The organism is Macrococcus sp. GL_134, assembly GCF_057834705.1.
The window spans coordinates 1028910-1048269 of the sequence record NZ_CM174409.1 but is presented as its reverse complement, the minus strand read 5'-3'; the positions used below and the strand labels follow the sequence as shown (position 1 = coordinate 1048269).

The 19360-nt window shown below is 40.2% G+C and carries 19 protein-coding genes; 11 read left to right on the top strand and 8 right to left on the bottom strand.

What is annotated here, in order from left to right; all coding sequences use genetic code 11:
* Nucleotides 1-10 precede the first annotated feature (10 nt).
* From AC3IPL_RS05320 to AC3IPL_RS05305, 4 genes are all read left to right on the top strand, one after another.
* Complete coding sequence (locus AC3IPL_RS05320) at nt 11-904, top strand: hydroxymethylglutaryl-CoA lyase (RefSeq protein WP_489239552.1); 894 nt, start codon at nt 11-13, stop codon at nt 902-904.
* Nucleotides 901-1659 carry an enoyl-CoA hydratase-related protein gene (locus AC3IPL_RS05315; RefSeq protein WP_489239550.1) on the top strand — a complete coding sequence of 253 codons (759 nt, stop codon included), beginning with the start codon at nt 901-903 and terminating at the stop codon, nt 1657-1659. The genes AC3IPL_RS05320 and AC3IPL_RS05315 overlap by 4 nt, the downstream gene beginning before the upstream one ends.
* Nucleotides 1646-3184, top strand: a complete 1539-nt coding sequence (locus tag AC3IPL_RS05310; protein WP_489242279.1) for an acyl-CoA carboxylase subunit beta — start codon at nt 1646-1648, stop codon at nt 3182-3184. The genes AC3IPL_RS05315 and AC3IPL_RS05310 overlap by 14 nt, the downstream gene beginning before the upstream one ends.
* Nucleotides 3185-3339: 155 nt before the next feature.
* Nucleotides 3340-3573 carry a hypothetical protein gene (locus tag AC3IPL_RS05305; protein WP_489239549.1) on the top strand — a complete coding sequence of 78 codons (234 nt, stop codon included), beginning with the start codon at nt 3340-3342 and terminating at the stop codon, nt 3571-3573.
* Between the two features lie 36 nt (nt 3574-3609).
* Here AC3IPL_RS05305 and pepF read toward each other — a convergent pair whose 3' ends face one another.
* Nucleotides 3610-5418 carry an oligoendopeptidase F gene (gene pepF, locus AC3IPL_RS05300; protein ID WP_489239547.1) on the bottom strand — a complete coding sequence of 603 codons (1809 nt, stop codon included), beginning with the start codon at nt 5416-5418 and terminating at the stop codon, nt 3610-3612.
* Nucleotides 5419-5590: 172 nt separating this feature from the next.
* Between pepF and AC3IPL_RS05295 the strand changes: the two genes are divergently transcribed.
* The gene (locus AC3IPL_RS05295; protein WP_489239545.1) at nt 5591-5962 is read left to right on the top strand and encodes a DUF2651 family protein; all 372 of its coding nucleotides are present in this window, start codon (nt 5591-5593) and stop codon (nt 5960-5962) included.
* Nucleotides 5963-6107: 145 nt separating this feature from the next.
* Nucleotides 6108-7715 (top strand): choice-of-anchor I family protein, encoded by a 1608-nt coding sequence (locus AC3IPL_RS05290; RefSeq protein ID WP_489239543.1) that lies wholly within the window; start codon nt 6108-6110, stop codon nt 7713-7715.
* A gap of 167 nt (nt 7716-7882) precedes the next feature.
* On the opposite strand, the gene AC3IPL_RS05285 is transcribed toward AC3IPL_RS05290, so the two are convergent.
* Together AC3IPL_RS05285 and AC3IPL_RS05280 are read right to left on the bottom strand one after the other, a co-directional pair.
* Nucleotides 7883-9163, bottom strand: coding sequence for an aminoacyltransferase (locus AC3IPL_RS05285; RefSeq protein WP_489239541.1), 1281 nt, complete (start codon nt 9161-9163; stop codon nt 7883-7885).
* Nucleotides 9164-9189: 26 nt separating this feature from the next.
* On the bottom strand, nt 9190-10440 hold the full coding sequence (locus AC3IPL_RS05280; protein WP_489239540.1) for an aminoacyltransferase: 1251 nt from the start codon (nt 10438-10440) through the stop codon (nt 9190-9192).
* Nucleotides 10441-10600: 160 nt separating this feature from the next.
* On the opposite strand from AC3IPL_RS05280, the gene AC3IPL_RS05275 reads away from it, so the two are divergent.
* Together AC3IPL_RS05275 and AC3IPL_RS05270 are read left to right on the top strand one after the other, a co-directional pair.
* Nucleotides 10601-11272 carry a hypothetical protein gene (locus AC3IPL_RS05275; RefSeq protein ID WP_489239538.1) on the top strand — a complete coding sequence of 224 codons (672 nt, stop codon included), beginning with the start codon at nt 10601-10603 and terminating at the stop codon, nt 11270-11272.
* Entirely contained in the window at nt 11269-11637 is a 369-nt protein-coding gene (locus AC3IPL_RS05270) for a hypothetical protein (RefSeq protein WP_489239536.1), read from the top strand. Before AC3IPL_RS05275 ends, AC3IPL_RS05270 begins: the two co-directional genes overlap by 4 nt.
* Nucleotides 11638-11673: 36 nt before the next feature.
* On the opposite strand, the gene AC3IPL_RS05265 is transcribed toward AC3IPL_RS05270, so the two are convergent.
* Nucleotides 11674-12714: a M42 family metallopeptidase gene (locus tag AC3IPL_RS05265; protein ID WP_489239534.1), complete on the bottom strand. Its 1041-nt coding sequence runs from the start codon at nt 12712-12714 to the stop codon at nt 11674-11676.
* Nucleotides 12715-12872: 158 nt separating this feature from the next.
* On the bottom strand, nt 12873-13250 hold the full coding sequence (locus AC3IPL_RS05260; protein WP_489239532.1) for a sporulation protein: 378 nt from the start codon (nt 13248-13250) through the stop codon (nt 12873-12875).
* Nucleotides 13251-13338: 88 nt separating this feature from the next.
* Here AC3IPL_RS05260 and AC3IPL_RS05255 point away from each other — a divergent pair, with 88 nt between their 5' ends.
* Nucleotides 13339-14352 (top strand): cation diffusion facilitator family transporter, encoded by a 1014-nt coding sequence (locus tag AC3IPL_RS05255; protein WP_489239530.1) that lies wholly within the window; start codon nt 13339-13341, stop codon nt 14350-14352.
* 2 nt (nt 14353-14354) lie between these two features.
* The gene (gene thmT / locus AC3IPL_RS05250; RefSeq protein ID WP_489239528.1) at nt 14355-14510 is read left to right on the top strand and encodes a 2-hydroxymuconate tautomerase; all 156 of its coding nucleotides are present in this window, start codon (nt 14355-14357) and stop codon (nt 14508-14510) included.
* 45 nt (nt 14511-14555) lie between these two features.
* Here thmT and AC3IPL_RS05245 read toward each other — a convergent pair whose 3' ends face one another.
* A complete protein-coding gene (locus AC3IPL_RS05245) occupies nt 14556-15497 on the bottom strand; it encodes an LCP family protein (protein WP_489239526.1) in 942 nt (313 codons plus the stop codon).
* A gap of 132 nt (nt 15498-15629) precedes the next feature.
* On the opposite strand from AC3IPL_RS05245, the gene msrA reads away from it, so the two are divergent.
* Nucleotides 15630-16139: a peptide-methionine (S)-S-oxide reductase MsrA gene (gene msrA, locus AC3IPL_RS05240; RefSeq protein WP_489239524.1), complete on the top strand. Its 510-nt coding sequence runs from the start codon at nt 15630-15632 to the stop codon at nt 16137-16139.
* 139 nt (nt 16140-16278) lie between these two features.
* Here msrA and ptsG read toward each other — a convergent pair whose 3' ends face one another.
* Together ptsG and glcT are read right to left on the bottom strand one after the other, a co-directional pair.
* Complete coding sequence (gene ptsG / locus AC3IPL_RS05235; protein WP_489239522.1) at nt 16279-18372, bottom strand: glucose-specific PTS transporter subunit IIBC; 2094 nt, start codon at nt 18370-18372, stop codon at nt 16279-16281.
* Nucleotides 18373-18472: 100 nt separating this feature from the next.
* Nucleotides 18473-19318 carry a glucose PTS transporter transcription antiterminator GlcT gene (gene glcT, locus AC3IPL_RS05230; RefSeq protein ID WP_489239520.1) on the bottom strand — a complete coding sequence of 282 codons (846 nt, stop codon included), beginning with the start codon at nt 19316-19318 and terminating at the stop codon, nt 18473-18475.
* Nucleotides 19319-19360: the final 42 nt, after the last annotated feature.

Below are 19360 nucleotides of genomic sequence, written 5' to 3'. Positions count from 1 at the left end.
GGGGAGTCTTATGTTACCAGCTGAAGTGGTTATTAAGGAAGTCGGTCCACGAGACGGACTTCAAAATGAAACCCAGAAGGTACCTACAGAAATCAAACTGAAATTAATCGAGATGTTAGAAGCAAGTGGCCTATCTTATATAGAAGCCACTTCTTTTGTACATCCGAAATGGATTCCGCAGCTGAGTGATGCAGACGAACTGCTCAAGCAGCTGTCAGGGTCAGCGCAATATAGTGCGTTAGTACCTAATATAAAAGGGTTGGAACGTGCTGCTCAGACGAACCTCAATGAAATTGCGGTGTTTATCTCCGCTTCTGAAGTTCACAATCAGAAAAATTTGAACAAATCTGTACAACAAGCAATGGCTGATATTAAGCATGTTATTGAGAACAGTTGTGACCGCTACAACATCAGGGCATATATTTCAATGGTCTTTGGATCGCCTTTTGGAGATAAGATTGAATTGGAGCAGGTGAAGCAGCTGATGACTGAGCTCTATGCTCTAGGTGTGTACGAAATCTCGCTGGGCGATACGACCGGGATGGCTGATCCCCGCCAAGTAGATGAAGTGCTGACAGAACTGCTCACTGATTTTGATGCATCTAAGATTGCTCTGCATTTTCATGATACCAATGGTTTAGCGCTCGCCAATATTTATGTCAGTCTTCAACATGGTATCTCTGTTTTTGACACATCCGTCGGTGGATTAGGAGGGTGTCCTTATGCTGAAGGTGCATCAGGCAATGTAGCAACAGAAGACGTCGTCTACTTAATGGATCAGCTCAACATAACGACTGGAATTGATAGCGGGCAACTGCTTAAGACAGCAGATTTTATTACAACTACATTAAATATCACACCAGTCAGCAGTCAGCTGAGAAAATATAAGGGGGGCAGTCGATGACACTATTAACCGTGGAGCATTATAACGATAGTATTGTAATAGTGAGACTGAACCGTCCGGATAGTAAAAATGCACTTAATAGAGCACTGCTTAACGAGCTTCAGGAAGCTCTTGATAAACTGTCAACACGTGTTCTGATTATCACAGGTAATGGAAATGTATTCTGTGCGGGAGCAGATTTAAAGGAACGACACGGTATGACGCCTGAAGAAGCTAACGAGACGAGTCTTAACATCGGTTCAAAAATTAAATTACTGGAAGATGTGCCTTTTGTGACGATTGCAGCAATGAACGGCGGAGCTTATGGTGGAGGACTGGAACTTGCGCTAGCATGCGATTTCAGAATGGCAGTCCCTTCTGCTAAGATCGGTCTGACAGAGACGTCGCTCGGTATTATACCGGGTGCAGGAGGAACGCAGCGCCTCACACGGTTGATCGGTCCGGCAAAAGCAAAACAGCTGATTTTCACAGCAGAACCTATTTCAGCAGAAGAAGCACTGAAGCTTGGAATCATTGAAGAGGTGGCAGCTGATGTCTTATCAGCAGCTATTCAATTGGCTCTACGGATGGCCAAAAACGCGCCACTTGCATTAAAGGCGGCTAAACAGGCAGTTAATAAAGCGGTAGACTTATCGATTGATGAAGGGTTGATTTATGAACGTGAATGCTATAATATCGTCCTCAATTCAGAGGACCGCATTGAAGGACTTCAGGCATTCAAAGAGAAACGGCAACCAAACTATAAGGGGAAGTAGGGATAACGTGAAATTAAACGAAAGAATCGAAAAGATATATGCAGGTGGAAAAGAGAAATATCATGAAGCAAATCGTGCGAAAGGCAAGTTGTTTGTCAGAAAAAGACTGGGATTATTATTTGATGAAGCAGAATTCATAGAAGACGCGCGCTTTGCCAATCATATGGCTGAAGACCTGCCGGCTGATGGAGTGGTCACAGGAATCGGTAAAATTCATGGTCGTCCAGTTGCTTTTCTGGCAAATGATTCAACTATTAAGGCAGGTTCATGGGGGAAACGTACCGTTGAGAAGATGATTCGTATCCAGGAGAAAGCGATGACATTAAATATTCCGATGCTATATCTGGTAGATTCCGCTGGTGCAAGAATTACTGATCAGATTGAAATGTTTCCAGGCCGTCGCGGTGCGGGACGCATTTTCTATAATCAGATCGAGATGAGCGGCAAAGTACCACAACTTTGTCTGTTGTTTGGACCGTCAGCAGCCGGTGGAGCATACATACCCGCTTTTTGTGACGTTGTAGTCATGGTTGAAGGGAATGCATCGATGTATTTAGGTTCACCGCGTATGGCAGAGAAAGTCATCGGCGAGAAAGTGACACTGGAAGAAATGGGTGGCGCTAAAATGCACTGTTCAGTCTCAGGATGTGGTGATGTACTCGTGAAATCTGAAGAAGAGGCATTGCAGTTTGCAAGAGATTATATGGCTTTTTTCCCGCAGAACTTCAATGAGCTGCCTGCCACTGTCGAATCAAAGGCTGTTAAAGCGGCTGACAAGACACTCGCTTCCCTTATTCCGGACAATCAGAATGCACCGCTTAACATGATGGATGTCATCAACCAGCTGATTGACGAAGGCTCATTTCTGGAAATCAAGAAGCTGTTTGCCCGCGAATTGATCACCGGGCTTGCAAGAATTGACGGTAAACCAGTCGGCATCATTGCCAATCAGCCGCGAATGAAAGGCGGCGTCCTGTTCCCGGATTCAGCGGATAAGGCGGCGAAGTTCATCAATCTGTGCGATGCATTTAATATTCCGCTGTTATTCCTGATGGATATCCCGGGCTTTATGATCGGCACACAAGTAGAACGTGCAGGAATCATCAGGCACGGCGCGAAGATGCTTTTTGCGATGAGCAGCGCAACTGTTCCGAAAATATCTGTTGTTATCCGTAAAGCATACGGTGCAGGGCTCTATGCGATGGCAGGACCGGCTTTTGAGCCGGATTACAGCATCGCACTGCCGACTGCGTCCATCGCCGTCATGGGACCGGAAGCAGCGGTAAATGCGGTATATGCCAACAAGATTGCTGAGCTGTCTGAAGAAGAGCGTCCGGCGTTCATCAAGCAGAAGCAGGATGAGTACAAGGATGATATTGATATTTACCGGCTGGCAAGTGAGATGGTGATTGACGACATCGTTGATCCTGATCATCTGAGGGAAACATTGATTGACCAGTATGCATCACTCGACAGTAAATTCCAGAAGACAGCCCGTAAAAAACATGGGGTCTATCCAGTATAATATAATCGCCCGACTCAATCATTTAACTATAAATGGATAATTCGGGCTCATTATATTTAACGATTATCTCAGGTTTTAAAGTATGATAATAAACGGAATATATTAATAATTTTAAGTATTTATATTATAAGTATTTATACTAAAAGGAGGATGTAATGAAGCAGGATGACAAGATTTTCGTTCTTTTTCTCAGTTTAATGTGGATGCTGTTCTTTTTTCTGCTCGTGCGTTTTAACGGGCTGATGAATTCTCCTGATTTAATAGGGCTGCCTTTATTAGGGGTCTGTGCATTACTCATTTTCTATGTCTTCAGAAGACAGACTGCGATTGGCAGAGAAGAAGATGCAAAACGGCTTAAGGCTGAAGAAGAACTGAAGAAGAAGGACTAAAAAAATCCCTCCATCACTGATGATGGAGGGATTCAACTATTCTGCTGCTTCGATTTCATCTGTCAGTCGTTCAAGTTCATCGATGAGAGAACCGATGTAGGCAATAGTTTCTTTTAACGGCTGGTCAGTTGATAAGTCTATGCCGACCATTTTTGCTAATTCTACCGGCGGTTTGCTGCCGCCTGCCTTCAGTACTTCAATCCATTCATTGACTGCAGGTTCGCCTTCTTCAAGAATACGCTTCGCCATCAGTGTAGAGATTGTGAGACCAGCTGAATACGTATAAGGATATAATCCCATATAGTAATGCGGCTGTCTCATCCATGTCAGTTCAGCACCTTCAGTGATTTCAACGGCATCCCCCCAAAATTGAGAGATCACTTCTTTTTTTATGCCATTTAACTCAGGTGCTGTCATACTTTCGCCAGCATCGACACGGTTGTATACTTCCTGTTGATAGGCCGCTTCCAGCAGGTGAGTGACAAAGTTGTGATAATACGTTCTAGAGATAATAGTCGAAATAACCCAGCGCTTAAATTTAGGGTCATCTGATTCGCTTAATAGATAATTTGCCATCAGCATTTCATTCGCTGTACTCGGAGCTTCAACGAAATACATAGAGCTGCTTGCATCAAAGACATTCTGATGTTTGTTAGCTAAGTTGAAATGACCTGCATGACCCAGTTCATGTGCCAGCACAAATACTTCAGTCATTTTAGATGTCCATGATATAAGAATGAACGGGTTAGTTGAGTAAGGACTTGCGCAAAATGCGCCTGTTGATTTACCTTTGTTCTGTGCAAAGTCTATATAACGATTATCATAAGCCGCTTCAACAAGTTTCATATAATCTTCGCCCATGACTGAGAGACCTTTTCTAATATAATCTCTAGATTCTTCGACCGTGATTTCAGGTTCATAACTTTCATCCAGTGAAATCTTCAAGTCTTCGAATCTCATTTCTTCAAGCCCATTGGTACGCTGTAATAGTTTTGCATAGCGCTGCATATGGGGGGAAAGATCAGTAGTAATGAGATCGATTTGACGGTTATACAAATCGCGGGAAACTTCCTGTCTCTGAAGCAGGAAGTCAATCACTGATTCAAAACCGCGAAGTTTGGATTCAGTTTTTTCCTGCTGAATCGCCATATCATATGTTTTAGCAGTGGTATTTTCATATTTTTTCAGTGTATCTGAGAATTTTCTGAAGGCATTTCTTCTCACTTCCGTGTCAGAATCGACTTCCAGCTCTCCTTCAAAAGAAACATAACTGAGTGGGATGTCTTTTCCGTGAGCTTCAAAAGTACCGAAATCAATATCCAGCAGCTTTGTTGTATCATAGAGATTATAGGGTGCATTAAATGTAGATGAAAATGCAGCGAGCACTTTTTCTACTTCGGGATGAAGTTGATAAGGTTTCTTCTGTAGGAGTTTTTCGATGTATCGCTCATAGGACTGAGTCGTATTTTTTACTTCCTCAAGCAATAATTCATCGAGTTGAAGCAGTTCCGAATCAACAAACGACAGCAGACTGGCGATTTCTCCGAATGAAGAATCAAACTTGCTGTAGAGCTTCTGTGCATCTGCATTGGATTGATCTGTACTTAAATTTAGAGAAGCATAATTTCCTAACCGGTCGATGTTAACTTCGATATCTACTAGTTGATCGAGCATCTCTTCAATGACCTGTGCATCAGTCAGTTTTCCTTGATAATCAGCATTGAAGGCTCTGACTGATTCAATGGTATGATTCAAACTACGATAGAACTCATCCTCACTGCTGTACAGGGGACTTAAATCCCATGTTTCTTCAACATTTACATCTTGCCTAGATGGTAAACTCATTTATACCTCTCCTCTCTTATATAATCCAATTATACCTATCGGATTCCGATAAATCATTAGAAAAATGGCTGAAACCTCAGAATTATCTTAACATTTAATGATTGTTATATTTATTACAACATTTTAGGGTACAATAATGAGGAATCAATTTTTGAGAAAGGAGGCTGTAAAGATGTTTCTTCTAGGGGATATCAGTTATACAGAGATACCTAACTTTTTACTGATCTCTATTATTGGCATGCTGCTTTTATCTTTAGTATTCGGATTATTTATGAACAAGTTTATAATCGCACCACTCTTAACGTTTTTAATTCTTGCAGTATGTGCGTTCATCTTACCGAATTTCTTTGACATCAAATATCCGGCATTGCTCGGGTATGCCATATTCCTGACGGTCATTTCGCTTATTTTAAGCGCGATTTTCTGGTATGTCACGAAAGATAGCCGTGAACGTAAGAAAAGAGAACGACGAACGGCTCATGAAAAACAGGAATTTGAAGACAAAGCGAATAGAGAGCGTTATGACGATCATAATGAGCGTTAAGGAAGAATGCCGCTTAAGGCGTTCTTTTTTATTTAAAAATAATGATTATGAAACAGAGAATTCACCTGCCATTTACAATGTTCATTGTTAATTTACATCAGTCTTCTACAATCAAAGTATCATGCAATACGGAGGAGATTGTCAAATGAATAAAGCAGTTAAATGGTTAACAGCAGCTTCTTTATCAACGCTCTTATTATCACCTGTCGCAGAAGCTGCTTCTGTGTCGTCTTATGGTTCGAATAGCCACGTAAAAGTATCACAGTTAGCCCGTTATGATTCTCAGGCAAAATTCGGAGAAAGTGGGACAGAAATAGTTGCTTATGACAAGAAATTCAAGCGTGCATACTCTGTAAACGGTGAAGCGAATGCGCTGGATATTTTAGATCTTTCTCATTTGAAATCTGGAAAATTCCCGTTGTATAAGCGCGTGCTTCTGAAAGACTTAAAAGCAGAAGGTTCGGATATTACAAGTGTTGCTGTTCATCCAAAACATCGTTATATAGCGGTTACTGTACCTGCTGCTAACAAAACTGATAATGGTCATGTCGTCTTCATGTCCATGGAAGGTGAATTTTTAAGCCAGGTTGAAGTAGGGGCGCTGCCGGATATGCTGACGTTTACGACTGACGGCAGACAATTGGTAGTGGCGAACGAAGGTGAACCTAATGATGACTATACAGTCAACCCTGAAGGTTCAGTATCAATCATCAAAACAAATAAAACAGGTCTGATCAAACAAAAACATGCCGACACACGTTATTTTAATCGTCAAATGGTGCCTAAGAATATTCGAGCATTAGGTAGAACTTCTGAAGAAAGCTTTTTGAATATTGAACCTGAATATGTCACAATCGATAGCAAAAATGAATATGCATATGTATCTATTCAAGAGCGTAATGCCATCGCTAAGGTAGATCTTCAAAGCAAAGCCATTGTATCAGTCAAAGGACTGGGATATAAGAGTTATCATCATAAAGCAGCAATGGATGCCTCGGACAAGGATAAGAAAATCAACCTCAAAAATTATCCAGTGTACGGTATGCTTCAACCAGATGGCATCAGTCATGTCGATTACAAAGGTAAAACTTATTTACTGACAGCTAATGAAGGGGATACACAGGATTATAAGGGATTTAGTGAAGAGACACGTGTCGGTGATATTGCGGCTCAATACAATACGTCATCTGCTTATTTTAAGGGATTTAAATCAAGCATTCTGAAAGATAAAAATGCATTAGGACGTCTAAAAACATCTATCAACAATCCTTTGACGGGCAAAGACGGCCTGTATAACGCCGTTGTTACATTCGGAGGGCGTTCATTCTCTGTCTTTGAAGCGGCTTCTATGAAACGCGTTTATGACAGCAGAGATGATTTTGAAACCATTACAGCAAACGCATGGCCGGATGCATTTAACAGCAGCCAGGAAGAACCCGGTCAAATTGAATTTGATTCAAGAAGTGATGACAAAGGACCTGAACCTGAATCAGTGACCGTAGGAAAAATTGACGGTCATCAATATGCATTTATTGGTCTGGAACGAACTAACGGCATTATAGTGTATAATATCGATAATCCGACAAAACCAAAATTCGAGGCTTATTTTAAAGCAGCTGATAATGGTGATGTGTCGCCGGAAGGTTTAACGTTTATCCCTAAAGAAGATTCACCGGTCCATCGACCTTTGTTGTTAGCAAGCCATGAGATGTCAGGAACTATTGCTGCTTATGAACTAAGCTATATTAAATAATATTTGATTGAAGTTAAGAGAGGTAATATCATCAGCAGTTTACTTCTCTTATACATATCTTCCTATAATATATATTATGTAAACTAGAATATCGAAAAAACTAGGCTGCTCATATCATTCACTGACACAGCAAAATCCGGACACATTTATGTGGTCCGGATTTTATGTTATTTACGGATGATTTTTCGGCCGATGGTCTTAACACCGCGGCCAGCTTTGCCAGCTGTCTGATACAAAGTATATTTAGGTTTGTTGATCACTTTAGTGAAATCTCCGACAAGTTCTTCGATCTGAGCATTAAAACCACGTTTAAACCGGTAGACACCATAATCTTCGCCGGTTTCAGAGAAATCTCCAGAAATACCATAAAAATTATATCTGCTGTATCCATGTTCAAAACAATAATTGATCATATACCAATGCATGGCATATGGTCCCATGAACTGACTATATTTATTGCTTGAACCACCAGAGAAATAATTGATTTCAAAGTGATTTTCGAAATACATGCCTGCAGCAAGATTCAGTATTCGTCCATCTGTTTTTTTCAGTTCATTGGCATCCAGTAAGTTTTGCTGCAGCTGATTAATTTGTTTGTCTAAATCCGCTATTTTTTTTATGAGCTTATCGCTTTTATTATCGTGCGTCATCATCTGATCACGCTTCGTTTCAGCGGTATTTAGTTCTTCTGTTAAGCTGCCGATATGTTCATCAAGGTCGATATATGCAAGCGGCATAATGACTTTATTGTCATAGTTTTCAGCAAACTGACGGAAATAATCATCGTCACGACCAAGCATTCCCGTACGTTCTTCTGTTTCCTTATAGAGTTCCAGGAATACATTCAGCTCTTCTGGTGCCAGCATTCTGATTTTGACACCATATTTTTGTGATTTTTTCACATTCCTTTTACGTTGACTGTCAAACTGCTTCATAATCATCGCAGGTGTTTGATTATCCAAATACAGAACACTCATCCATCTTACTTGTGTATCCGTCGTATAACCTCTCGTAAAACCACCATGACTGTAGCCTAACGATTCCAGCAGGTCGACGATTGCTTGGTTAGTACCGTTCTCAGCCTTATAATTAACATCTTTATCATATGTTTTATAAATCCAATACGGGTCCACTTTGACCAATAGACATTGGTTACGTTTCAAGTATTGATCCAAGGATTTAAAGTAGTAAGTGACGAGTTCTTTGTTATGAAAATCAAGGACAGGACCTCTATTGGAATAATACATGTAGCTGCCGAACATCGGTATTTTTGAGAACAGACTGGCTGCGATGACCTCGTTCCCCTGCTTTACGCCGAGCAGCACAACAGTTGATTCCTCTTGTTCTCTATTTTTAATGTTCTCTTTGACCTGGAAATAATGACTCATCAATGGAGTTGTTGACATAAAGGTGCTGTATTCCTTAACGGTCAGTTCTGTAAATTGCATGTTCATACCTCTCTTTCTAGCTTTAACTATCCTTTGATGCGTTTGAGTGCGCTGTAAGCTCGATAGACCGGCTTATTAATAGGTGCTACAAAATCACCGATATATTCTATTACGTCTGCCCCGAAGCCTTTTTTGAATTTAATAACCCCTGCATCTTCTGCCTCGTCGCTGAAATCACCACTGATACCGTAAAAATTATAGCGATTGATGCCGTGTTCCAGCGCATAGTTGATCATTTTCCACTGGATGGCGTAAGAGCCTGCAAAATGGCGGAATTCATTAGATGATCCTCCTGCCAGATAGACCACTTCATACGGATTGATCAGAAAATAAGAGGCTGCTATCGGCAGTGTTTCACCATGGATAGCTTGAAGTTCTTCTGCCTCCTTCAGCTTTTCTGCTACAGAAGTCATCTGCTGTTCGGCTGCTGATTTTTTATTCAATGCTTTTTTATTATCTGGTTTTTTAATGAGATCCTGTTCGGCTTTAGTGATTTCTTTGTCCAATTTATCACGTTCAGCTTCCAGTTCAGGAATATAAGTATTGAAATCAATATATGCCAGTGGTACGAGTACTCTATCACCAAAGTATTTCATCCGGTCACTATAAAATTGATCATCTCTATCGAGAAATGCTTTTTTTCCACTTGTATCTTTCATGAACTGACGGAAAAGATGTATTTCATCTTCTTTAAGGAATCTGACTTTAACTCCATTTTTTAAAACTTTTTTAGTGTTTCTTTTACGAAGACTGTCCATATTCTGTAGTACATCTTTGTCATCTTTGTCTGTTAAGTCGAGAATAGAATGCCAGCGTATTTGGTGTATCGGATCAAATCCGGTCGTAAATCCTTGATGTTGATAGCCGAGTTTCGGCATTGTTTCAAGCAGTGAAGCGGCAGGATACGTTCCCAGCTTGTCGCCATCGTGATTCCAGCGTTGATAAGGTACGTACGGATCGACTCTGACCATAAGTGCTCTATGATTTTTCGCGTAGCGTTTCAGCTCAGTGAAAAAGAATTGAACGAGCTTTGTATCGCTGTAATCCATGACCGGTCCTCTATTGGAATAGAAGTATTTGAAAACTTTCAGCACAGGAACTGCAGTCAGCAAACAAGCAGCGATGAGTTTGTCACCTTCTGTTACACCCACTAAATGAGTTTCTGTTCCTTCAGAGGATTTTAAATCGTAATTGACTGCCATCTGTGTGAAGTGGCTGTACGGCTGTTGATCACAAAACTCGCCGAATTGTGCTCTTGTTAAAGTTGTAAATTTCATTGTTAACTCCTTGTTAGTCGGTTGATTTAATTAATTATACACGAGTGTCTCACCATATATTAACCTATTACTTCGCTCTTACTATAAAACATGCTATAATTCGTTTATATAGAGGAATTTCTGATAATTCGCTTATTTAAACGAATATAGGAGGGGTATAATGCTTGGAATTTTCATTATGGATGTAACGCATAGCACGTCTTATCATAACACCGAAGAAATCAGTGATTTTCTCATCAAACTCGAAAAGAATATTACAGAATGGACAGCTGTTCTTCCCCGCTCCTATGTAAATTTCCGCATGGGTGATGAACTATTCTTTGTGAGCGATTCACCTAGCAGCACACTTGTACTTGCTTATTATATCAAATTATTATGGCCTTTTAACAATCAACCGATAAAATTCGGAATAGCTATCGGAGATGCCGTGATGCCGGACAATCAATTTGAACATTGGAACGATCCGCTTATCAAACGGGCAAGAGTTGCACTTGACGATATCAAGACCCATGACCAAGTGGATTTCAAACTGGTGGCACCTGACGACAGTTCACTCTATAATCATATCCTCTTTTATTATTTGACTGATATTATGCAGATGCAGACTGACATTCAACGACAAGTGTATCTACACAGTCTGACGACAAGCACTCAAAAAGAACTGGCCCGACTGTGCAGTAAAAGTGTGTCTACTATCTCTACACATTTAAAGAAAGGACGCTCTCGTCAGCTTATGCTGATTCAGCAGTCACTGAAAGATTATGATGAGACCTTTGAACCACGTATGGAGCAGTTAATTCATCATTACATTAAGCAGGAGGCGAGCCTATGAATTCAATGAATTTGACTCTGTACAGTCTGTGCCTCATTTTGTTTATATACAGTGGTCCGTTGATTAAGTGGGTGCTCATAAAGATGAGTGCCACCCGGTTTCCTAAGTCTGATCATGTCGGGCTGTTAATCGGTTACTTGGAGCGTCTGTTGATCATTATTTTTATTCTGCTGAAAGAATACACGGCTATCGGTCTGATTATTGCCAGTAAATCTATATTGCGCTTCAATGATATGAAGGAGGATCATGCGGATGATATACCCGAAAAGGTCGATAAGCGGTCAGAGTATATTCTATTAGGGACGATGCTGTCACTTACAGCAGGCATACTCATCGGTCTTCTCGCTTCCATTGATTTCAGCTGATATAGAAGACGAAAAAACACGGACTCAATGTCCGTGTTAAAACATCTCACTGAGTACATAGGCATAGATCAGCCGTTCAGTGTGATTGATAGACTCTTTGTGCGTCCGTTCCATCGCATGAGACGACTCGATGCCTGCACCGAATAGTCCGTGGCGGACATCGTGTCCTGCATGCATAGCCGCACTTGCATCTGAACTATAATAAGGATAGACATCTATTTTATAGTTGATGTTATTTGACTGGCATAGTTTGACCAGCTGTTGACGCAGTTCATAATGATAAGGTCCTGAGCCGTCTTTTGCGCAGATAGACACTGTATATTCATCTGAAGACTGACCATCTCCGAGCGCCCCCATATCTACCGCAATATATTCGATCACTTCATCCGGGATATTTGAATTACCGCCGTAGCCGATTTCTTCGTTGTTAGAGAAGTAGAAGTGCGTGGTATTCGGCAGTTGGACTTGTTCCTGCTTTAGATGGCGTAATAACTCCAGTAGCATAGCTGCACTTGCTTTGTCATCTAGATGTCGTGATTTCACAAAACCACTGTCTGTCACTTGGAATCTCGGATTGAAAGTAATAAAGTCTCCAACATTGATACCTAATGCAGATGTTTCTTCAGCAGAAGTCGTCTTTTCATCAATTCTGACCTCCATATGCTGATCATCTCGTTTAATGTCGGTTGCCCCTCTATAAACATGTACACTCGTTTCGTGCATGCAGATAGTGCCAGTAAATACTTTATCCGTACTATGAATTTCACAGTACTCCCCTTCTACTGCATTCCAGTTGAATCCTCCAATCATCGTCATACGAAGGCGGCCGTCCGGTAATATTTGTTTGACCATTGCCCCTAACGTATCGACATGAGCCGTCATGAAGCGGTGTCGCTCGTTATCTTTCCCTTCTACAGTTACCCGGATGCCCCCTTTGTTCGTATCCATAACAGTATAGCCGAATGACTGCAGTAATTCTCTGCAGTAGTTGATTGTCTGGTGGGCAAATCCTGATGGTCCTGGAATATTGACGAGCTGTTCAATCTGTCTTATTGTTGCCTCTACATCTGGGTACATTCTATCCCTGCTTTCTCATAATGTCTGCCTGTTAATAGTATCTAATTTACAGATTAGTGACAAGTCTATGTCTTACGTCCTGCCGTAAGATTGCTGCGTTTCAGTTTTAATTTTGATTGATTTATATTTTAAACCGAAAAAAAGATGGCTGACATGCCTTAAACGAATTGAATGTAATCCTCATCGTGGGCATCGATGGAACCTTCAATAAAGGCTTGAGTCACAATAACAAACTGATGATCGAGAGATTTAATGTGATCAGGAACAGAAAATTTAAAAGGAATGCGGTCACTGCCATCATCAGTGAGAATAACTTTTTCAAGAATGTGATCAAAGGTTGCGAAATCACTTGAATCGTCATCATTAGCAATTCTCTCAATCAGTGTCAGTTCGATGCGATTCACACGATGATCATCTCGTTTAAGATGAATCACTCCTTCAATCGGCTCATTTCTATCATATTGAGTGCGGTTAACCAGTGTATCGACAGTCATTCCATCGATTCCGATAGATGATAATAAGTGTTTGAACATCATTAACCTCCAAAAAAAATTTTATTTATGACTATTTTCGCATATAATAGGGAACAGAACAAACAAATCTAATATATAAAGGAGTTATGGTATGAAGAAATTATTTAACTTGTTAAAAAAAGGGAGTAAATCATCTCTTATAGCAGCAATCGTCAATTTCTTATTAGGAAGTTTGAAATTTTTAGCGTATTTATTTACAGGTAACGTTGCTATGTTCGCAGAAATGATGCACTCATTCGGCGATGCTGCCAATCAGCTCTTTGTCTGGGTAGGTTCCGCGGTCTCAAGAAAAGCACCGAATGAAAAATTCCCGTTCGGTTATGGACGACTTGTCAATATTGTCTGTTTGTTTGCTGTTATCATTGTTGCTATTTTAGCATATGAGACCATTCTAGAAGGTATCCATCACATTCAGCACCCTTCCAGCGGCGATCAGAACTTCAATCATTTCTTGATTAATGCTGGTGTGTTATTGATAGGTATCATCATGGAAACCTTCGTACTTTACAAAGCAGGTAAAGAAGTACTCGAAGAAGCACATCTTCCGACAACAGGCCTTCATCCATTAACAACAAGCTTTGCAAATATGAACAAAGCAAAGCCTGCAACAAAACTTGTATTCCTCGAAGATACAGTAGCTACATCAGGGGGCGTGATTGCACTAATAGCAATCATTATCTCACGATTGACAGGATTTGGTCAGATTGAAGGGATTGTCTCTGTCATTATCGGTTTGATGATGTTCTATGTCGTTGCACGCGTATTCCTTGAGAATGCCGCTGGTGCCATTGGTGTATCTGATGATGAAATGGAATTAAAAGCTTCACGTATCATTCTTGAAAATCAATATATTTCTGATATTAAACGTTTGATTGTCGTTAAAGAAGGTGTGGATCTTCATTTAGAAGCAATCGTTGAAACGCCGCACCATGATTACTCGTTAAGACAATTGGCAGAAATCAAGAAAGACATTGCGACTCGTCTCCTTCAGGAACCACATGTCGTCGATGTTAACATCGAATTTATGGAAGAAGACACTACGCAGGACTGGGTAGACGGAAAAGGTTCATCAATCTACAAACCATATGATACTAAAGGAGTATAAACATGCCATTTATAACTATCGAATTATTAGAAGGTCGCTCACAGGAACAGCTTAAATCTATGGTTCAAGAAGTGACAGAAGTTATCAGCGTATTCATCGAAGAGTTAAAGAAAGATCGATATGCGGTCGGCGGGACATTGAAGTCTGACGAAAACTAAAAAAAGAATCATACGGAATGAAACACTTTCCGTATGATTCTTTTTTTAATCTTTTAGGAAGTCCTGTATGGCTTTTTTATTCATCTCTTTGTCAATATCCAGTACACTTCCTGCACCATATATATCAACCATCTGATAGCTGTCTTTCACTGGGACAATCATTGTCTGGATATCCTTATCACCTCTGATCATAAACGAGGCACCTGTTTTAAAGATATCAGCATCGGTCATATTAGTATCAACATAACCTCTTGCTATACCTGCAAGTTTCGGTGCTTTGACTACAGCAGACATAGAGACCATTTCTTTCTCAAGTGCTTTGATGACCTGCTGCTGACGTCTCACTCGGCCGAAGTCCCCTTCTTCATCATTACGGAAGCGCGCATAACCGAGTACTTCTTTACCGGACAAATGCTGCTGCCCTTTTTTTAATGATACTCCAATCTTTGCTGACATATCTTTTTCGACGTTAATCGGTAAACCATCAGGAGACAGTTCATCTACCATCTGTTCAAATCCTTTGAAATCAATGATGGCATAGTATTCCAGATCAATTCCTAAATTGTGCTTAATAGTCTTTCTCAGCAGTTCTGGTCCACCAAGTGTATAGGCAGTATTAATTTTATAGTTTTGATAACCACCAGGTATTTCAGCGTAAATATCACGCATAATCGAAATAACTTTCATCTTCTTATTCAAATAATCGTATTGAGCGACCATGATGGAATCAGTACGAGCAGCTCCGTCCACTACTCTATCTTGACCGAGAATCAGGACATTACTCTTTGCATCTTTAGTGATTGGACCATTAAATGTGTAGTCCTTCTGTGATTTACCATGCTCTTTAGCAAGCTGTAGTCCTGAATCATAGCTCCACTTCATCCAGACAAATATAACAACGACTAATAATAATAAGACAAGAATGACAATCGGTAATTTTTTTAGACGATGTTTTTTTCTACGTACGTACCGTTGATCAGCTGACATACAAACCCTCTTTCATATATATGCAATAATATAATTAACTTATACAAATTAATATTAAAAATCAAGCGATTCCTGTCATAATGACTGAAAGAATGTAGTAAAATAAAAATATTAAAGAAGAAGGTGATAAATTTGAAAATTAATAAAGCTTATTTTGCAGGCGGCTGTTTTTGGTGTATGGTCAAACCGTTTGATCAATATGAAGGTATTGAGAGCGTCATCAGTGGTTACATGGGTGGACATGTAGAAAATCCTACTTACGAACAAGTTAAAACTGGAACATCTGGACATTACGAAGCAGTGGAAATTGAATATGATCAGGCACTGTTTCCATACGATAAGTTGCTTGATATATTCTTTAAGTTGATTGACCCAACTGACGCTGAAGGACAGTTTCATGACCGCGGACAGCAATACCGTACGGCCATCTTCTATGTCAATGAAGCTCAAAAAGAAGCAGCAGAGAATTATATAGCAGCTATTCAACCGGCATTTGACAAGCCTATTGTTACTGAAATACTACCTTACCAAACATTTTATGCTGCTGAAGACTATCATCAGGATTATTACAAGAAAGATCCTGAGAATTATGCTAAAGAACAGCTGTTAAGACAGCAATATATCGATAAAACATCACAATAAGTGGTGTTTTTTTCTGCTCTTGTATTCTCTTTTTCTTACTAAGATTTTTTATTAATATAAATATATTAGTTTACATAACAAAATTATATTGTTTTATTGTTAAAAAAAGAAACAGCCTCGATGATTCGAGGCTGCATCATTATTTAACTTCTGTAATTTTATCGCCTTGCTTGACATGGCCGTAATGTGTTCCTACTAATGACTGATTGTTCAAATTAGTAAATACAATCGGCGTAATATCGCTCTTAGCATTCGCTCTAATGTAGGCAAGATCTACACGTAACAAAGGCTGTCCAATCACAATTGTATCGCCTGGTTTAACGAGAACTTCAAACCCTTGCCCTTTTAATGCGACTGTTTCTAGTCCGAAGTGAATTAAAATCTCAACACCTTCTTCAGATTCTAATCCTAGTGCATGTTTTGTCGGGAAATCCATTTTAACGACTCCATCAAATGGAGATACTACTTCTCCGCTTTCAGGGATAATAGCAAATCCCTCACCCATCATTTTGCCTGCAAATACTTCATCAGGTACTTTAGTGATATCGACTACTTCTCCTGTAATAGGGGCAAAGATTTCAGTGACTCCTGCCGTCGCTCCATTATCACGTCGTGCAGCTGCTGTCTGCTCGATTATCACATCGTCGTTATCATCGGATGTGATGGTTTGATCAGGACGTGTAATTTCACCGGACATGATACGCGCCATATCATGTTTAATCTGGTCTGATTTAGGTCCAAAGATAGCCTGCATATTGTTACCGACTTCCATTACACCGGCTGCGCCTAATGCTTTCAGTTCATTAGTGTCTACTTTGGATTTGTCTCTCACTTCCACACGAAGTCGTGTAATACAAGCATCCAGATGTTTGATGTTGTCCTGCCCACCCATAGCGTCTAACACTGCAAATGGAAGCTCTCCCGCAGTTGAAGCCTTAGTCGTTGTTTCTTCATCTTCACGACCCGGTGTTTTCAAGTTGAATTTCTTGATGGCAAATGAGAATAAGAAGTAATAAACAACTGCGTAAACAAGTCCTACAGGAATCACTAATAATGCATTCGAACGATCCCAGTTCAATAGACCGAACAATGTATAGTCGATGAATCCACCTGAGAACGTCATACCGATCTTCACATCAAGTAAATGCATAACCAAGAATGATGTTCCCGCTAAAAATACGTGAATGACATAAAGAATTGGAGCTACAAATAAGAATGAGAACTCTAAAGGTTCAGTGATACCTGTCAGGAATGACGTTAAGGCTGCTGACAACATCAAACCTCCGACGACTTTCTTACGTTCAGGACGCGCCTGACGGTATATAGCAAATGCTGCTGCCGGAAGACCAAACATCATGAATGGATATTTACCTGTTGTAAACATCCCTGCAGTGAATGGCACACCGTCTTTCATCTGTGACATCCAGATTTTTTGGTCACCACGCACTAAGTTGCCTGCAGCATCAGTGTACTGGCCAAATTCAAACCAGAACGGTGCATAGAAAATATGGTGAAGACCGAAAGGAATCAAGGCACGTTCAATAATACCAAAAATAAATGTCGTCAATACTAAGTTTTTATTCAATAGAAATTCAGAAAGACCATTCAGTCCACCCTGAATTGTCGGCCAGATCAAAGCAAGGGCGAAACCTGCGATGATTGCCATTAACGATGTAATGATAGGTACAAATCGTTTTCCTGCAAAGAATCCTAAAAACGCAGGTAATGTAATGTTATAAAACTTATTGTAGCACCAGGCAGCAATGGCCCCCATGATGATACCACCGAAGACACCAGTCTGCAACGTAGGAATACCAAGCACTAAAGCATTCCCTGGATCTTTAGCGGCTTGACCAAGAGTATCAGCACCATCTGCATAGCTGAAGATGTCATCAATAGTGATTCCTAAGAACTTACCCATTGTGGCATTCATAATTAAGTAACCGACTAATGCTGCAAGTCCTGCAACACCATCTCCTCCGGCTAGACCAAGCGCAGTCCCTATCGCAAATAACAACGGCAGATTGTCAAATATGACTTGCCCGGCTGACTCCATAATACCTGACAACATGACAAAGAATTGACTATCTAACCACGGTGCATACTGCATTAACTGCTCATTATGCATCGCATTACCAAATGCCAGCAGAATACCTGCGGCTGGCAGAATCGCTACTGGAAGCATCAATGCTTTACCAATACGCTGCAACTGCCCGAATGATGATTTTAACATATGTATTCCTCCTTTTTTGTTTAAGTGAAAAATGATACAAAAAAAGCATGAGTATAGACTGGTCCCTTGTACCAGTCGTCAACTCATGCCTGCATATCAGTTACACGTCTTCGACTTCAGTATTAAACTGCTGTATATGCATCGTTAAATAAACAAGTTCTGATTCATAGACCGGTCTATTCAACTGCTGCTGCATCATTTTTACTATCTTAACAGCAATATTGTAACATGCAGGATATTGAAGTTTCAATAGTTTTTCTAAATTTCTTTGCTCAGGGGCACGGTCATTGACCATGACCCGCTGGACAGCAAAACTGATATGGCGGACAAAACGGGCATAAATCAGTGAATCTTTGTCGACCTGAATTTTCAGATCGTGTTCGATAATTTGAACGGCCTTAGCAATAACCTCTGTCATCATATTCATTTCCCGCATCGTATGGTTGTTGATCGAAGAATGAATATGAAGTGCTATAAATCCAATTTCTGTGTGTGGAAAATGCACATCAAGTTTTTCGTTAAGCATATCAACAGCTTTTGAAGCGATGTCAAATTCCTGAGGATATAACGCTTCGGTCTCCTTGATAAAAGGATTGGAAATAACAATTCCATCTTCCAATCGTTTCAGCGCAAATATAATATGATCAGTCAACGATAATAATATGGAATCACTGACTTCACCATATGCTCTTTCTTTTATAGTATCTACAATTTCAATGACTGTTTTAATGACCCTGTCATCAGTCATTTCAATCAGTGTTTTATAGCGCTCTTGTTCATGATAACCTTTGAGCTCATAAATTTTTTCAATTTTGTCTGTTTCGATCAGCTGACCATGTTTTTTTCCGAAACCAATACCTTTGCCGATCAATATCACTTCTTCATCGTAATAATTGGCGATGAGAACATTATTGTTCAATGCTTTCTCGATAATATATTCTCCCATACATTCCCTCATTCTTAAGCCCTATGTCAGATTTCTGAGTGC